This is a genomic window from Cellulomonas sp. PhB143 (assembly GCF_003752595.1).
Classification (GTDB): Bacteria; Actinomycetota; Actinomycetes; order Actinomycetales; family Cellulomonadaceae; genus Paraoerskovia.
The window spans coordinates 104,245-119,992 of sequence record NZ_RKIJ01000011.1 but is presented as its reverse complement, the minus strand read 5'-3'; the positions used below and the strand labels follow the sequence as shown (position 1 = coordinate 119,992).

The following is a 15,748-nucleotide window of genomic DNA, read 5'->3' as shown; positions in this document are numbered from 1 at the left end:
GGTCAGCGCGCCGAGGGCGCGCCCGATCCGCGCGACGCGCGACCCCGGCCGCCGCGGCGCGAACGCGGCTGCGCCGCGTCGTCGGCCCGGGTCTGGGACGGGGTGGCGGGGCCGTGGCTCGAGCCGCCCGTGCTGGACGACCACGCGAGCTGCGATCCGGCGGCCCGCGGGGCGCGCGGAGCACCCTGGCCTCCACCGGTGGAGCGCCGCCCGCGGCCGCCCTGCTTCTGGCCGCCCGACGACGCGGGGCCGCCGGCCGATCCGCCCGCCGCGGCCTGCGCCGCGGTCTGCCCGCGACCGCCCTGTCCGCGCGAGCCGCTCCGGGCACGACCCTGGCCGGCGCCCGAGGACTTCGGCGCGCGCGCCGGCTGGACCTGGGTGTGCACGGGCTCGGGCTTGACGTAGGGGGCGACCTCGCCCACGAGCGAGGTGACGAGCTCGTCACCCGGCGTGACCGGCACGGGCTGGGCCGTGATGCGCGCCTTGCGCGTCAGGTCGCGGACGTCGCCGCGCTGCTCGGGGAGCATGACGGTGACGACGACGCCCTCCTCGCCGGCGCGGGCCGTGCGGCCGGAACGGTGCAGGTACGCCTTGTGCTCGGCCGGCGGGTCGACGTGCACGACGAGCTCGATCTCGTCGACGTGGATGCCGCGCGCCGCGATGTCGGTGGCGACCATGACGCGCACGGAGCCGTTCGAGAACGCCTCGAGGTTGCGCTCGCGCGCGCCCTGGCCGAGGTTCCCGTGCAGGTCGACGGCGGGGATGCCGGCGGCCGTGAGCTGCTTCGCGAGCTTCTTCGCCTGGTGCTTGGTGCGCATGAAGAGGATCCGCCGGCCCGTGCCGGAGGCGAGGGCCTCGACGACCTGCTTCTTCGCGTCCGCGTCGCGGACGGCCAGGATGTGGTGCGTCATCTTCGGCGGGGCGGAGGCGGCGTCGTCCACGGAGTGGCGGACCGGGTTGGACAGGTACAGCTTGACGAGCTGGTCGACGCCGTTGTCCAGCGTGGCGGAGAAGAGCATCCGCTGCCCGACCTTCGGCGTGCGCGCCATGATGCGCTTGACGCCCGGGAGGAACCCGAGGTCGGCCATGTGGTCGGCCTCGTCCAGCACCGTGACCTCGACGCCGTCGAGCGTGAGGACCTTCTGGTTGAGGAGGTCCTCGAGCCGTCCGGGGCAGGCGATGACGACGTCGACGCCCGCGTTGAGGGCGGTGACCTGCCGCGACTGGGCGACGCCGCCGAAGATGGTGGTGGTCACCAGGCCGAGCGTCTTCGCGAGCGGCTCCATCGTGGCGTTGATCTGGTTGGCGAGCTCACGCGTCGGGCACAGCACGAGAGCGCGCGGGCGGCGCGGCTGGCGCGACGTCGACGAGCGGTCGAGCCGCGTGACCAGCGGCAGCGAGAACGCGAGCGTCTTGCCGGAGCCGGTGCGGCCGCGGCCGAGGACGTCGCGGCCGTTCAGGGAGTCCGGCAGCGTGGCGGTCTGGATGGGGAAGGGCGAGTCGATGCCCTGGCGCGAGAGCTCGCGCACGACGGGTGTGGGCAGGCCGAAGTCGGCAAAGGAAGTCACAGGTAGAGAGCCTCTCGGGGCAGTGGGAGCAGACGCTGCTGCTCGGGGGTCGGGGTCCGCCGCACGACAATCCGGGGGGATCTCCACGACGCGGGGCGCGCAGGTGCGCTGCCCCAGGTCTTCATCCTCTCACGGACGCGCCCCGGCGGACCGTCCATGTGACCAGGGCCACCCGCCGCCAGCCCGCCGCCAGCCCGCCGAGACGTCGAATTCGGCCCCTGGTCCGCTCGGCCCAGGGGCCGAATTCGACGTCTCGGCGGGTCCGGGTCCGGACGCGGGCGTGGTTGCATGGCGGCGTGAGCTTCCTCGAGAACGTGGCCGACGTCGTCGGGCAGGTGTGGACCGCGGCGACGACCCCGGTGGCCCCGCCCTCGTCCGCCGTCGCCCTCACCGCGGCCGCGGTGGCCGCCGCCGTCGTGCTCGTGACCCCGGTCTGGCGGGTCGCACGGCACCTGGTCACCATCGCCCACGAGGGCGGCCACGGGGTCGCCGCGCTGCTCACCGGCCGCCGGCTGAGCGGCATCCGCCTGCACTCGGACACGTCGGGCCTGACGGTCTCGGTCGGCCGGCCGCGCGGGCTCGGGATGGTCGTGACGACGTTCGTGGGCTATGTCGCGCCCGGCCTGGTCGGCCTCGGCGCGGCCGCCCTGCTGCGGCAGGGCTACGCCGTCGGGCTCCTGTGGCTGCTCGTCGCGCTGCTCGCGCTGCTGCTGCTGCAGATCCGCAACTGGTTCGGGCTGTGGTCCGTGCTCGTCAGCGGCACCGCCCTCGTCCTCGTCTCGTGGTTCCTGGACGACGACGCGCAGTCGGCCGTGGCGTACGCCGTCACCTGGTTCCTCCTGCTCGGCGCCGTGCGCCCCGTGCTCGAGCTGCAGGCGGAGCGCGCCGGCGGACGCGCCCCCGGCTCGGACGCCGACGCCCTCGCGCGCCTCACCCACGTCCCCGCGATCGTCTGGGTCGGGGTCTTCCTCCTCGTCACGGCCGGGGCCGCGGTGCTCGGCGGCTGGTGGATCCTCGAGCCCGCCGCCCCTGCCTAGCCGCACGCAGCGCTGCCTGCGGGCGCGCCGCCCTCGGGCTACCGTCACCCCATGCCGCACACCTCCCGCACACGTACGCGCGCCCCACGCTCCGGCGCAGGCACGCACGCCTCCGCCCTCGCCATGGCCGGCGCCCTCACGACGACCGGGATCCTGCACCTCGTCCGGCCCCGCACGTTCGACCCGCTGATCCCCGAGGCGCTCGGACCCGCGCGCCCCTGGGTCTACGGCAGCGGCGTCGCGGAGCTCGCCTGCGCGGCCGCCGTGGCACTGCCCCGCACCCGGCGGCTCGGCGGGCTCGCGTCCGCCGCGCTCTTCGTCGGCGTCTTCCCGGGCAACGTGACGATGGCCCTCAAGTCCCGGCCCGACGCGCGCTCGGTCGCCATGCGCCCCGCCGTCGCCTGGAGCCGCCTGCCGCTGCAGGTCCCGCTCGTCGTGTGGGCGCTGCGCGTCGCGCGCGCCGCCGAGGGCCGCGAGTCGTGAGGACCCGCAGCGCCCTCGCGACGGGCGCGGCTCTCGCCGCCCTCGCCGCCGGGCTGCTCGCCGGATGCACGGACGACGACGGTCCCCCGGCGGGCGCGGACCGCACGGCCACGGACCCGTCGGGCACCGCCGGCGCCGGGCCGGACGGCGACACCGTCAGCGCCTCCGTCGACGCGGGGTCGCAGACCGCGGCGCACCTGCTCGTGCGCGGGGGCGCGAAGGCCCTGGCCTTCACCACGGACGCCGACGACGGCTCGTTGGTCTCGGCGACCGCCCACGCCTCGAGGTCCGACCCGGCGTTCAGCACCGTCGACGGCGACGACGGCGCGGTCGGCAGCACCCACGCCCTCGACGTCGACGGCGGGCAGGTCGCGGTGCGCCTGGACGCGGACGTCGACTGGACGATCGAGATCGAGGCGGGCGTCGAGCAGCTCGAGGCCGACCTGACCGGCACGACGCTGGAGGGGTTCCGGCTGGCGAACGGGGCGTCGTCGGGCACCCTGCTGCTCGGCGAGCCGGACGGCGTCGTCCCCCTCGAGCAGACCGCCGGCCTGAGCTCGCTGGCGATCCAGGTGCCCGACGACGCGGGGCTGCGGTGGACGACGTCCGCCGGGGCCGGGACGGCGGACATCCTCGGCGACACCTCGCAGGGGATCTCCTCCGGGACCGAGCTGACGACGCCCGGGCTGGACACGTCGGACCCCTACTACGACCTGCGCAGCGCGGCCGGGCTCGGGTCGCTCGTCGTCACGCACCCGTAGCCCGGCCGAGCCCGGCCGGCCCTCGCCGGCACGACGACGGGCCGCCCGCCGGGTGGCGGACGGCCCGTCGGGACCTCTGGGGTGCGCTGCGCGCGCTACGCCTGGGGCGTGAGCACGAAGGCGGGGCCCTGCGCGTTCGGGTCCGTGTCGAGCGTGAGGTTCTCGAGCGTCGGCACCGTGGCCGGCGCGACGAAGACCTTCGCGTCGCCGTTCTCGACGACGGCGTCGTCGGGCTGCGGGCTCGGGACGAGCGCGAGCTCGAAGCTGCCCGACTCGGGGGTGGACTCCGCGATGCGGAGGCCGCCGCCGTCGGGCACCCCGGCCTGCGCGGCGAGGTCGTTCACGGCGGTGCTGGCACTGTCGGTCATGGTGAGCACGAGTGCTCCTCTCGTTGCCGGGTGAGTCGTGCGGGGCGGACCCGCTGGTCTCTCGGACGTCTCCAACCAACCAACCCGGCGCCGCCGAGGCAAGCCTGGACACCGATCCGCGGTGTGTCTCTCGCCCAGCAAGACCGCACGTGACAGGCCGGGAGCGAGGGCCTACGGTGACCCGCCGCCCGGTCCCGGGCGCTCTCCGGCCCGACGGGCGATCCCGTAGCCTGATCGCCGGGTCCCGCGCCGCGCGCGCCGGGTCCTGGGCCTCTAGCTCAATTGGCAGAGCTGCGGACTTTTAATCCGTAGGTTCCGGGTTCGAGCCCCGGGGGGCCCACCCTGGTCTCGGTCCCAGGCGTCGGCCACGGACGTCGGGGACGGGCCCTCCTCGCCGGTTTCGCCCTCCGCGAATACTCGTTAGCACCGGACGAACCAGAGGCGTAGACTCGACGAGGCCCGAAAGACGGTGAACCGTCCCGGGCCGGTGGCCGGGACCGGCCGCACCGCGCGACGGGGCGCGCGCCACGCCCTCCTCGAACGGACACGCCATGCACCACGCTCTCGCCACCTCGGGAATGCTCGACCCCGCGGCCTGGCTCGACGGCGGCGGCGTAGCAGCGCTCGCCATCGTGTGCGGCGTCGTCTTCGCCGAGACCGGACTGCTCCTCGGCTTCCTCCTGCCGGGCGACACGCTCCTGTTCCTCACCGGCGTGCTGACGGTCAGCGGCAAGATCAGCCAGCCGCTGTGGCTCGTCCTGCTCGTCGTCGCGCTCGCCACCACGCTCGGCGGGGAGCTGGGCTACACGATCGGCAGGCGCGGCGGCCCCGCGGTGTTCGAGCGCCGCGAGTCCGGCCTCTTCAGCCGCGACAGCGTCGAACGGACCCAGCAGTTCTTCGACCGGTTCGGCGCGGCGACGGTCGCGGTGGCACGCTTCGTCGCCGTCGTGCGCACCTTCGCCCCCGTCGCGGCCGGCGTGGGACGGATGCGCCGCGGGGCGTTCTCCGCGTGGAACGCCGTCGGGGCGGTCTCCTGGACGGTCGTGCTCATCGTGCTCGGCTACCTGCTCGGCTCGATCCCCGGCGTCGCCGAGTTCGTCGACTCCTACCTCGACGTCATCCTCGTCGCCGTCATCGCGGTGTTCGCCGCGCCCGTCCTCACGCGGGTCCTGGTGGCCCGTCACCGGCGCCAGCAGGCCCAGGACGCGTCGGGGGCGTAACCCCCGACGGCGTGGCCCCCGAGGGCACGGGCCGGATCGACTCGCGCGCCGTCTTCGCCCAGCTCGTGCGCCCGACGGCCTGGCGGACCATCCCGCTCGCCACGACGGGATACACCAGCCACGAGTACAGCGTGTACGGCAGGACGCCGAGCACCGCCCCCAGCACGCCGCGCAGCCCGCTGCCCCGCGCCAGCAGCCCGAGCAGCCCGGGGCCGAAGGAGAGCGCGACGAAGAACACCACCACCGGCCAGTAGCGGGTGTAGAGCGGGACCCGGTAGACGACGAGCACCACGGCCAGGACCAGGCCCAGGCCGAGCGCCAGCTGGACCAGCGGCGTCAGGAGGTAGACGGCGGCGTCCAGCCGCGCGACCGCGCCCCCGGGCGTGCGGCGCACCCCGCGCAGCAGGGACAGGGCCTGCCAGCCGCCCTGCGCCCAGCGGGTCCGCTGCCGGTAGAGGCGACCGAGCCGGGGGACGCCCTGCTGCTCGACGGCGGCCCGGGTGGTCTGGCGCCCCTGCCAGCCGGCCTGGAGCAGGCGCACCCCCAGGTCCTGGTCCTCGGTGAGCCGGTCCCGCCACGGCCCCCGGTCGACGCCCAGCGGCAGGTCCCGCGTGACCACGACGGAGTCGAGGGCGCTGAGCCGGTTGAACTGGCCGTTGCCGCCCAGGTTCGCCGTCCCGAACCACGACCGCCCGAGCTGGAACACGTGCCCGAACACCGAGAACTCCACGTCCTGCGCCCACGTCAGGTACGTGCTGCGGTTGTAGATCCGCACGAGGAGCTGGACCCCGCCGACGGCGGGGTCGCCGAGGTGCTCGGCGACCGCCGCCGGCGCGTCGAGCCCGAGGCGGCCGTCGGCGTCGACCACCCCGACCACCACCCGGTCCCGCGGGAACCCCGCGTGGGCACCTGAGGCGAGGACGTGCTCGCCGACGTACCGCCACGCGTCGTCGAGCCCTGCCGCCTTGCCGTTGCGGGCGTTCGGCAGGTCGCGGCGCAGGACCGTCAGGTCCGGTCCGGCGAGACCGGCGAGGATCTGCGGGGTCGCGTCCGTCGAGCCGTCGTCGACGACGAGCACGACCTTGTGCGTGGCGCGCACCGCCCGCAGCCGCGCCACGGAGTCGGCGATGGTCACCTCCTCGTCGAGCGCGGGCACGACGAGCACCCACAGGAAGTCCGCCTCGTCCGGCACCGGTCCGCGGGGACGACGCCGCCGCTCGCGCGCAGCCGCGGTCGCGTGCAGCACCACCGTCAGCATCGAGAGGACCGCCACGACGAGCAGCGCCCAGAGGACCACCTGCAGGGTCGTCGGCAGCCCGTAGTACGGCTGCCACCACGGGGGCCTCACGGCCGCGCCCAGGGCGCCGTGCCCGCGGCGGGCTGGACGCCCTCGATGGGCTCGTCCGGCCGCCCGGGGACGAGCCCGCGCGGCACCTCGACGATCTCCTCCCGGTCGTAGCCCGCGGCGTCCAGCACGGCGGCCCGCGTGTAGCCCGCGCCGAACGGCGCGGGCGTCGGACCCTCGAAGAGGAGCTCCTCGAACGCCGCCACGATGCGCTCGACGGCGCGCCCGTCGCCGTAGGGGTTGGGCCGGGCCACGACCCGGGCGTAGTGGTCCGGGTCGTCGAGCAGACGCGCCGCGGCGTCGACGATCCGCGCGACGTCGGTGCCGACGAGCTCGAGCGTGCCCGCCTCGACGCCCTCCGTGCGCTCGGTGCTCTCCCGCGTGACGAGGACCGGGGTGCCGAGCGCGGGCGCCTCCTCCTGGATGCCGCCCGAGTCCGTGATCGCCAGGTACGCCCGCCCGAGCAGCCGCGCGAACGGCCGGTACCCCATGGGTGCCACCAGCGAGACGTTGGCGCACCCCTCGAGCACCCGGCGCAGGGTCCCCGCGACGGCGGGGTTGGGGTGCAGGGGCAGCACGAACCGCGTGCCCGGGTACCGGCCCGCGAGGACGGCGACCGCCGCGGCCACCCGCTCCAGGCCGGCGCCCCAGCTCTCGCGCCGGTGCGCCGTGACGACCACGACGCGGGTCGCGTCGTCGTGCTCGAGGTCCGCGATCTCCGGTGTCGCATAGGGCACCGCCTGCTCGGCCGCGGCGCGCAGCGCGTCGATCGCGGTGTTGCCCGTGACGAAGATCCGCCCGACGTCGATGCCCTCGCGCACCAGGTTCTGCGCGTTCCGCTCCGTCGGGGCCAGGTGGAACGCGGCGATCCTGCCGATCACCTGCCGGTTGAGCTCCTCGGGGTACGGCGAGAGCGTCGACCCGGTCCGCAGCCCGGCCTCGAGGTGGGTGACGGGGATGCGCAGGTGGAACGCCGCGAAGGCGGCCGCCACCGCGCTGGTGGTGTCGCCGTGCACCAGGCACGAGACGGGGTAGGTGTCCACGTGGCGCTCGTTCACGGACTCCGTCGGTGGGCCGAACCGCTCCTGGAGCACCTCCTCGAGGCGTTCGACCACCTCGCCGAGGAGGTGGTTGAGCGTCAGCCCCGGACGCCCGATCCCGAGGTTCGCGTCCACGGGGACGCCCACCGCCGCCATGGTCTCCTCGACCAGCCCCGGGTGCTGGCCCGTGGAGACCACGAACGGCACGAGCCGCGGGTGGTCGAGCAGCGCGCGCGCCAGCGGGGCGACCTTGATCGCCTCCGGCCGGGTACCGACCACGATCAGCACGCGGGCCACGCGCCCGCCGTCGACGACCCGGGGTGCCCCGCTCAGCGGCGTCATGGCACGACTGTAGGAGGGCGCTCCCCGCTGCGCAGGCCGGGGAGCCTGGTTCACTGGACCGGTGACCTCGCGCCCCCTCGTCCTCGGCCACCGCGGCAACGCGTCGGTCGCCCCGCAGAACACGCTCGCCGCCCTGGAGTCGGCGTACCGCTCGGGCGCCGCGGGCACCGAGCTCGACCTGCGGCTCACCCGCGACGGGCACCCCGTGGTGATCCACGACCGGACGGTCGACGTGTGCACCGACGGCTCGGGCGCCGTCGCCGACCTCACCCTGGCGGAGGTCCGCCGGCTCGACGCGGGGGTGCGCTTCTCGGCGGCCTACGCGGGCCAGCGCGTCCCGACGTTCGACGACGTCGTGCGCTTCTTCGCCGAGCAGCCGGGGTTCGAGATGCTCCTCGAGCTCAAGGGCGAGTGGACCGTCGAGCAGGTCCGCCCGGTCGTCGAGGCGCTCGACGCGGCCGGGCTGGGCGGGCGCGCCGTGCCGAAGTCGTTCTCCCTGGCGACCGTCGCCGCGCTGCGCGACGCCGCGCCCCACCTGCGCCGCGGCGTCCTGGTCGAGCACCACGCGCCGGACACGGTCCGGACGTGCGTCGAGCTCGGCGCGTGGACGTGCAACCCGAGCCACGTGCTGCTGGCCGAGCACCCCGAGCTCGTCGGCGCGCTGCACGACGCCGGCCTGCGGGTCATGACCTGGACCCCGAACGCGCCCGAGGACTGGTCACGCGTCGTCGGGCTGGGCGTCGACGCGATCATGACGGACCGTCCCGACCGGCTTCTGGGGTGGCTCGACGGCGGCGCGGGCGGGGCCGTCGCCGCGGGCGGGGCGCCGCAGCCCACCCGGTGACAGCCGGGCCTCCTGCCCCTACGCTCGGAGCGCATGACGACCGAGCCGCCGCGCACGGGTGACGAGCCCGCGGCCGAGCCGCGCGGCCCCCGGGTCTGCGTGCTCGCGCTCGAGCCCCAGCTCACGGTCGAGATCGAGCCGTCCGGACCCACCGAGCAGACGCCCGAGGTCCACGTGCACCCGGGCGGCCAGGGCCTGTGGCTCGCGCGCATGGCGTACTCCCTCGGCGCCGAGGTCGTGGTGTGCGGGCCGTTCGGCGGCGAGGCGGGCATGATCGCCGCGCACCTGGCCCGCGCCGAGCACCTCGAGCTGCGGGCCACGACCACCTCCGCGAACGGCGCGTACGTGCACGACCGCCGCGGCGGGGAGCGCCGCGAGGTCGCGGTCATGCCGCCGCACGCCCTCGACCGCCACGAGCTCGACGACCTGTACGGCACCGTCCTCGTCTCCGCGCTGGAGTCCGCCGTCTGCATCGTCACGGGCTCGAACCCACCGCTCGGCGTCCCCGCGAGCTTCTTCGGCCGCCTCGTGCGCGACCTCGACGCGTCCGACCGGACGGTCGTCGCGGACCTGTCGGGCCGCCAGGCTGCGGCGGCGGCGCAGGCGCCCGGCGCGGTCCTGAAGATCAGCCACGAGGAGCTCGTGGACGGCGGGTTCTCGGCGGACGGCTCCGAGGACGCGCTGCGCGCCGCGGCCCGCGCGCTGCTGGACGGCGGCCCGCGCGCCGTCGTCGTCTCCCGCGCCGAGAACCCGACGCTGCTGGTCACCCCGGAGCGGACGTACGCGGTGCGCACCCCGCGGATCACGACCGTGGACCACCGCGGGGCGGGCGACTCCATGACCGCGGGGATCGCCGTCGGCCTCGCGCGCGGCGCCGAGCTGCCCGACGCGGTCCGGCTCGGCGCGGCGGCCGGCGCGCTCAACGTGACCCGCCGCGGCCTCGGCAGCGGCCGCCGCGACCAGATCGAGCGGTTCGCGCACCGGATCAAGGTCCGGACACTGGACTGACGAGCCCCCGACCACCCCGAGGAGCACCGTGCACGCACTGATCACGAACGACGACGGCATCGCGTCGGAGGGTCTGGCCGTCCTGGCCGCGAGCGCCGTCGACGCCGGCTACGAGGTGGTCGTGGCCGCGCCGGCCCGCGAGTCGTCGGGGGCGAGCGCGTCGCTGCTCGGCGCGGAGAAGGACGGCCGGCTGGTCGTGGACGCCGTCGCCGCGCCGGGCCTGCCCGACGGCGTGACCTCCCTCGCGGTGCGCGCCGCCCCCGCGCTGATCGCGTTCGTGGCGGCGCACGGCGGGTTCGGCCCCAAGCCCGACATCGTGCTCTCGGGCGTCAACCGGGGCGCGAACACCGGCAGCTCGGTGCTCCACTCGGGCACCGTGGGCGCCGCCCTGTCGGCGATGACCCACGGGATCCGGGCGATGGCGGTCTCGATCGACGCCGTCGCCCCGACGCACTGGGAGACCGCACGCCTGGTGACCGACCACGGCCTCGCCTGGCTGCGCGAGGCGGAGATCCCCGGCCGCGTGCTCAACCTCAACGTGCCCGACGTCGAGCCTGCGCTCCTGCGCGGGCTGCGCCAGGCGCCGCTCGCGAGCTTCGGCGCCGTCTCGGCGCGCATCCACGAGAACGACGACCGCAACCTCACCGTGCGCTACACGGGCCTCGACGTCACCCGCGAGCCCGAGTCGGACGCGGGGCTGCTCGACCGGGGCTGGGCGACGGCGACCCTGCTGCGCGGTCCGTACGCCGACGACCGGACGCAGGTCCCCGCGCTCGGCGCGCCAGGCGCCTGAGACCCCGCGGGCGGTCAGCTCCCGCCGTCGCCCCCGCCGTCACCGCTCGCGCCGCCGCCGTCACCGCTCGCGCCGCCGCTGTCGCCGGTCGCGTCGCCGCCGCGCGGCGCGCGCCGGCCCGCGGGGTCGCGGCGGCGGGCCTCGGCGGCGTCGAGGCCGGCGAGCTCGCCGGTACCCGTCCCGCCACCCCCGTCCGGCCCGTCGTCGGGACCGTCGTCCGGACCGTCGTCCGGACCGCCGTCCGGTCCGCCGTCGGCGCCGACCGGGGAGCCGTCGCCGGCGTCCTCGTCCTGCTCGTCGCGCTCCACCGCACCGGTCCCGGACCACCCGCGCTCGGCGTTCTCCTCGCGCTGGGCGTAGACCTCCTCCCCCGGGCCGGCGAAGGCCTTGGACCGTTCGACGGCCTCCGCGCTGCCGGAGAACAGCGCGGACTCGTGCGAGACGCTGAACGTCCCGCTCGTGGGCTCGGGCGGCGTGTCCACGGCCCGGGCCGCGGCCCCGCCGGACCCACCGCCCGGGACGAGCCCGCGCAGCTCCTCCGCGCTGAGCACGCGGGTCGCGTCGTCGCTGGGCGCGGGCAGCCGCGACGCGGGCGCCCCGGCGGGCGCGACGCCGTCGGTCTCGACGCCGACCCCGGGGGCGGCCGCGTGGATGCTCACGTCCCGCTGCAGCCGGCGCAGGCTGCGCCGCCGCCGCCAGGAGGAGCGCTCCGAGCTCGCCCCGGACAGGTCGAACCGCGGCTCGCACTGCTGAGGCGTCCCGTCGGGCGCCGTGTGCGCCTCGCCGCCCGGCTCCTCGGCACCGGCGCCCTCCGACGCGCGCGCCGCGACGGGCAGGACGCCGTCGGCGTGCTCCGCGACGGCCTGCGCGTCGGAGCGCGGCGCGGCGATCTGCGGCGCCTCCGCCTTCGCCGTCGCGTCTCCCACGCGGATGCGGGGGAGCGCCTGCGGGGCCCATCGCTGGAGCCAGGCCACGAGGCCCTCGCGGACGAAGCACCGCAGGTCCCAGAGGGTCCCGGAGTCCCCCGCCGAGACGAGCGCGCGGACCTTGACGCTGCCGCCCGTCGCGTCGGTCACCTGGAGGATCCCGACCCGCTCGTCCCACAGCTCGGACTCGACGAGCAGCCCCTTGAGGACGGTGCGCATCGCGTCGATCGGCACCTCCCAGTCGAGGTCGAGCTCGACCGTACCGAGCAGCGCCGACTGGCGCCGCGTCCAGTTCTCGAAGGTCGTCGTCGTGAAGTAGGTCGAGGGCAGGATCAGCCGCCGGTCGTCCCACACGTGCACGACGACGTAGGTCAGCGTGATCTCCTCGATCCGCCCCCACTGCCCCTCGACGACGACGACGTCGTCCGACCGGATGCCGTCGGTGAAGGCGATCTGCATCCCGGCGAAGACGTTGGACAGCGTGGTCTGGGCCGCGAGACCGGCGATCACCGAGACGAGGCCGGCGGACGCGAAGAGGGAGGCGCCGGCGGCGCGGGCCTCCGGGAACGTCATCAGCGCGCCGCCGACGGCGATGATCACCACGGCCGCGATCGTCAGCCGGCGGATGACCTGGATCTGCGTCCGCGCGCGCCGGCTGTGCCGGTCGTCGGCGTCCGCACCGCCGGAGGCGATGGTGAACCGGTCGAGCATCTGGTCCTCGAGCAGGAGCGCGAGCTCGGCGAGCAGCCACGCCCCGAAGCCGATCAGGACGATCACCAGCAGGTGGTTCACGGGCGCCCGCCAGACGACGTCCTCGCGCGGCACCGAGATCTGGACCGCGACGATCAGGGCGATGACGACGAGCAGCAGGCGCATCGGGCGTCGCATCCGGGCGCTGATCCGGCGGGCGAGCGGGCGCTTGCGGCCGAGCCGGTTCATCACCACGCCGACGAGGACGGAGACCGCGAGGGCGACGGCGACGCAGATCGCGGCGGTCACGAGCGTGACGACGACGTTGTAGGCCTCTTGGGTGGCGTCGGAGATATCTGGGTCGTCCATGCGCTCCACCCTAGGAGCCCCGCGGGGCGCCTGCGCATACTGGGGTGATGATCTCGTGGAGGCGTGCGACCGACCTCAGGGACGCCGGCGTGCGGTGGTCCCCGGCACCCGGCGACCAGTTCCGCCTGCTCGTGGACGGGGCCGACGGCGACCTGTTCACGGTCAGCGACCTGACCATCGAGCCGCACGAGTTCGACACGGGGGTGATCCTCGGGTTCAACGGCACCACCGAGTGGGCGCTCGACTCGGTGGCGCTCGAGGACACCCTGTGGCACCCGCGCGAGGACCAGCTCCGGGTGCTGCTCGGTGGGGCGTTCGACAGCCTGCACCGCGACGACGGGACCGCGGACGACGGGACCGCGGACGACGACGGAGCGACGCCGCGCTTCACGGTCACCGCGAGCATCCCCGGCGCCGGGAGCGCCCGCTGCACCGAGCACGACGCCGCCGACGCCTACGCGCGGGCGGTGCTCGCGCTCGTGCACGCGTCGCGGGACTGAGATCGCCCGACCTTCACAGGATCGGCACGCGACGCACGTGGGACCGCCCCGACTTCGGCAGGGAGCACCCAGCATCGCGTCGGAGGATGGGTGCAGCGGCCCGCACGGACGAGATCGTCCCCTCTCGTCCAGGCGGGCCGCTCCGCGCGTCCGCCGACCCGAGAGCCCGCCGTGCCCTTCCCTCGCCAGACCTGCCGCACCGGTCCGCGCCCGAGCGCGCCCGCCGTGGGCACCTCGGGCGACCGCTGATGGGCCGGCACACCGCCGCACGCGCGTCCGCGTGGTCGCGCGCGTCCGCGTGGTCGCGCGCGGCGAGCAGGTCGGGCAGCACCGCGGGCAGCGCGGTCGCCGGCGCGGCCCGCCGCCACCCGATGCGCGTGGGCGCAGGGCTCGCGGTGCTCGCGCTCGGCTCGACCGGTGCGGCAGCAGCGGCCGGTGCCTTCGGCGGCCCGGCGACCGCCCCCGGCGCCGCGAGCGCCGCGCACGCCGGAGCGGTCCAGCGCACCGCGACGACGGCAGCCATCGAGGACGCGAGCGACGAGATCGCCCGCGCCAAGTACGTCGCCGACCTCCACCTGGTCCCCGACGACGACGCCGCCGCCCGGATCTCCGACGCGCAGGCCGACCTCGAGGCGCTCGTCACCGACGCCCGGGCCGACCTCGCCGGGACCGCGCCGCGCGCGGCCTCCCGCAGCGCCGAGAGCCGCGACCCGGCACCGGTCGCCGGGGCCGAGAGCGACGGGGCGCCGACCGCCGCGTCCGTCGGGACCGCGGCCGAGGTCGCGGACGCGAAGGCCACCGGCACGAAGACCACCGCCACGAAGACCACCGCCACCGAGGCGAGCGCCTCGGAGACCACCGGCACCCCCACGGCCGGCGCCGGAAGGTCGGCCGCTCCGGTCGCGACGGCGTCCGAGCCCGCGAAGCAGGCCTCGCCCGCGCCGAAGGCCTCGCCCGCGCCGAAGGCCCCGCCCGCGACCGGCGGCGTGGTGACCGCGGACGAGATCGACGACTCCGCCGCACACCTGCGCGCGATCCTCGACGCGGCGCCCGTCCAGGCGTCGGTGTCCGTCGTCCCGGCCCCGAGCGAGGCGGAGCACGCCGCCGCCGAGGCCGCCCGCCTGGCACAGCTGGCGGGGTCCACCGCCGACTACGGCAACGGCCAGATCCCGGCGAGCGCCCTGTGCGCGCCTGCCTTCGCCCCCGGCGCGCTGCTCCGGTGCGACGCTGCCGAGCGCCTCGAGGACCTGGACGCGGCCTACCGCGCGGCGTGGGGCACGGACATCGCGATCACCGACTCCTACCGCTCGTACTCCTCGCAGGTGTCGGTCAAGGCGTCGCGGGGCTACTTCGCGGCGCAGCCGGGCACCTCGAACCACGGGTGGGGCACCGCAGTCGACATCAGCCACGCCGTCGGCGGGTACGGCGACCCGCGGTACGCGTGGATGCGCGAGAACGCGCCCGCCTACGGCTGGGACAACCCCGACTGGGCGCGCTCGGGCGGCTCCAAGAACGAGCCGTGGCACTGGGAGTACACCCCCGCGTCCTGAGCGGACGGGCCGGCGGGCCCGGCGGCCGCTACCGCCAGGTCGCCGCGATCAGCAGCATCGTCACGAGGAAGCCGGTGACGAGGTTGAGCCAGAGGAACGCCCGCCACCCGGCGTTGGCACGCTCGCAGTCGTCGTCCGTCACCGAGCGGAAGCGCAGCACGTTGACGGCGTACGGCAGCGGCAGCACGGCCGCGAGCCACCCCGGCCAGGGCAGCACCGCCAGCACCGCCGCCGCGACCACGTAGGCGCCAGCGGCGACCAGCACCGTGGCGCGCGCGCCGATCACCGTGGCGACGGAGCCGATCCCCCCGGCCCGGTCCGCGACGACGTCCTGCACGGCGCCGAACGCCTGCGACGCCGCCCCCCACAGCACGAACGCGACGAGCACCGGCCACACGCTGCGGGACCCGAGCGGTGCCCCGACGAGGACCAGCGCGTACAGCAGCGGGCCGACGAAGTGCATCGCCGACGTGAACGAGTCGAGGAACGGCTTCTCCTTGAACCGCAGCCCGGGCGCCGAGTAGGCGACCACGAGGAAGACGACGGCGACGAGGACGAGGTTCGCCGCGCCGTCGGCCACCGCGAGCAGCCAGACGAGGAACGGCAGGTTGCTCCCGACCGCCGCCCACAGGATCGCCCGGTGCGTGCGGCGCGCCTCGGCGCGGGCGACGAGGCCCCCCTCGATACCGCCCTTGCGGGGGTTGCGCAGGTCGGACTCGTGGTCGAAGACGTCGTTGATCCCGTACATCAGCAGGTTGTAGGGGATCAGGAAGTACAGGGTGCCGACGACGAGCGCGGCGTCCACCCGGCCGCCCGTGGCCACGAGGTACCCGGCGGCGAAGGGGTAGGCGGTGTTGACCCACGAGAACGGCCGCGACGCCGCGAGCACCGCGCGCAGCCGCGT

The 15,748-nt window shown here is 75.9% G+C and carries 15 protein-coding genes and 1 tRNA gene; 10 read left to right on the top strand and 6 right to left on the bottom strand.

Annotated features, from left to right (window positions below):
* Positions 1 to 2 precede the first annotated feature (2 nt).
* The gene (locus EDF32_RS06840) at positions 3 to 1,568 is read right to left on the bottom strand and encodes a DEAD/DEAH box helicase (RefSeq protein ID WP_123307789.1); all 1,566 of its coding nucleotides are present in this window, start codon (positions 1,566 to 1,568) and stop codon (positions 3 to 5) included.
* 296 nt (positions 1,569 to 1,864) lie between these two features.
* Here EDF32_RS06840 and EDF32_RS06835 point away from each other — a divergent pair, with 296 nt between their 5' ends.
* From EDF32_RS06835 to EDF32_RS06825, 3 genes are read left to right on the top strand one after another with little or no spacing between them, the layout of a single operon-like run.
* Positions 1,865 to 2,605 carry a M50 family metallopeptidase gene (locus tag EDF32_RS06835; RefSeq protein ID WP_233565771.1) on the top strand — a complete coding sequence of 247 codons (741 nt, stop codon included), beginning with the start codon at positions 1,865 to 1,867 and terminating at the stop codon, positions 2,603 to 2,605.
* 51 nt (positions 2,606 to 2,656) lie between these two features.
* Positions 2,657 to 3,088 carry a hypothetical protein gene (locus EDF32_RS06830; protein WP_370449935.1) on the top strand — a complete coding sequence of 144 codons (432 nt, stop codon included), beginning with the start codon at positions 2,657 to 2,659 and terminating at the stop codon, positions 3,086 to 3,088.
* Positions 3,085 to 3,849 (top strand): hypothetical protein, encoded by a 765-nt coding sequence (locus EDF32_RS06825; protein WP_123307787.1) that lies wholly within the window; start codon positions 3,085 to 3,087, stop codon positions 3,847 to 3,849. The genes EDF32_RS06830 and EDF32_RS06825 overlap by 4 nt, the downstream gene beginning before the upstream one ends.
* A 95-nt stretch (positions 3,850 to 3,944) precedes the next feature.
* Here the strand turns inward: EDF32_RS06825 and EDF32_RS06820 are convergent, their stop codons facing one another.
* Positions 3,945 to 4,217: an iron-sulfur cluster assembly accessory protein gene (locus EDF32_RS06820; protein ID WP_233565802.1), complete on the bottom strand. Its 273-nt coding sequence runs from the start codon at positions 4,215 to 4,217 to the stop codon at positions 3,945 to 3,947.
* A 267-nt stretch (positions 4,218 to 4,484) separates the two neighbouring features.
* Here EDF32_RS06820 and EDF32_RS06815 point away from each other — a divergent pair.
* A tRNA-Lys gene (locus EDF32_RS06815) sits at positions 4,485 to 4,557 on the top strand.
* Positions 4,558 to 4,768: 211 nt separating this feature from the next.
* Positions 4,769 to 5,437 (top strand): DedA family protein, encoded by a 669-nt coding sequence (locus tag EDF32_RS06810; RefSeq protein WP_233565770.1) that lies wholly within the window; start codon positions 4,769 to 4,771, stop codon positions 5,435 to 5,437.
* Here EDF32_RS06810 and EDF32_RS06805 read toward each other — a convergent pair.
* Both EDF32_RS06805 and wecB read right to left on the bottom strand, forming a co-directional pair.
* Positions 5,376 to 6,785: a glycosyltransferase family 2 protein gene (locus EDF32_RS06805; protein WP_148061570.1), complete on the bottom strand. Its 1,410-nt coding sequence runs from the start codon at positions 6,783 to 6,785 to the stop codon at positions 5,376 to 5,378. The genes EDF32_RS06810 and EDF32_RS06805 overlap by 62 nt on opposite strands.
* Positions 6,782 to 8,164, bottom strand: a complete 1,383-nt coding sequence (gene wecB / locus EDF32_RS06800) for a non-hydrolyzing UDP-N-acetylglucosamine 2-epimerase (protein ID WP_123307783.1) — start codon at positions 8,162 to 8,164, stop codon at positions 6,782 to 6,784. Before wecB ends, EDF32_RS06805 begins: the two co-directional genes overlap by 4 nt.
* A 61-nt stretch (positions 8,165 to 8,225) precedes the next feature.
* Here wecB and EDF32_RS06795 point away from each other — a divergent pair, with 61 nt between their 5' ends.
* The 3 genes from EDF32_RS06795 to surE are packed head-to-tail and all read left to right on the top strand — an operon-like array spanning position 8,226 to position 10,809.
* Entirely contained in the window at positions 8,226 to 9,008 is a 783-nt protein-coding gene (locus EDF32_RS06795; protein ID WP_123307782.1) for a glycerophosphodiester phosphodiesterase family protein, read from the top strand.
* A gap of 33 nt (positions 9,009 to 9,041) precedes the next feature.
* Positions 9,042 to 10,016, top strand: a complete 975-nt coding sequence (locus tag EDF32_RS06790) for a PfkB family carbohydrate kinase (protein ID WP_123307781.1) — start codon at positions 9,042 to 9,044, stop codon at positions 10,014 to 10,016.
* Between the two features lie 28 nt (positions 10,017 to 10,044).
* Positions 10,045 to 10,809, top strand: a complete 765-nt coding sequence (gene surE / locus EDF32_RS06785) for a 5'/3'-nucleotidase SurE (RefSeq protein ID WP_123307780.1) — start codon at positions 10,045 to 10,047, stop codon at positions 10,807 to 10,809.
* Between the two features lie 14 nt (positions 10,810 to 10,823).
* Here the strand turns inward: surE and EDF32_RS14860 are convergent, their stop codons facing one another.
* Entirely contained in the window at positions 10,824 to 12,794 is a 1,971-nt protein-coding gene (locus EDF32_RS14860; protein WP_233565769.1) for a mechanosensitive ion channel domain-containing protein, read from the bottom strand.
* A 47-nt stretch (positions 12,795 to 12,841) separates the two neighbouring features.
* Between EDF32_RS14860 and EDF32_RS06775 the strand changes: the two genes are divergently transcribed.
* Entirely contained in the window at positions 12,842 to 13,294 is a 453-nt protein-coding gene (locus EDF32_RS06775) for a pilus assembly protein CpaE (protein ID WP_123307779.1), read from the top strand.
* 248 nt (positions 13,295 to 13,542) lie between these two features.
* Entirely contained in the window at positions 13,543 to 14,844 is a 1,302-nt protein-coding gene (locus EDF32_RS06770) for a D-alanyl-D-alanine carboxypeptidase family protein (protein ID WP_123307778.1), read from the top strand.
* A gap of 28 nt (positions 14,845 to 14,872) precedes the next feature.
* Here EDF32_RS06770 and EDF32_RS06765 read toward each other — a convergent pair whose 3' ends face one another.
* Positions 14,873 to 15,742 (bottom strand): prenyltransferase, encoded by an 870-nt coding sequence (locus EDF32_RS06765; protein WP_123308040.1) that lies wholly within the window; start codon positions 15,740 to 15,742, stop codon positions 14,873 to 14,875.
* Positions 15,743 to 15,748 lie beyond the last annotated feature (6 nt).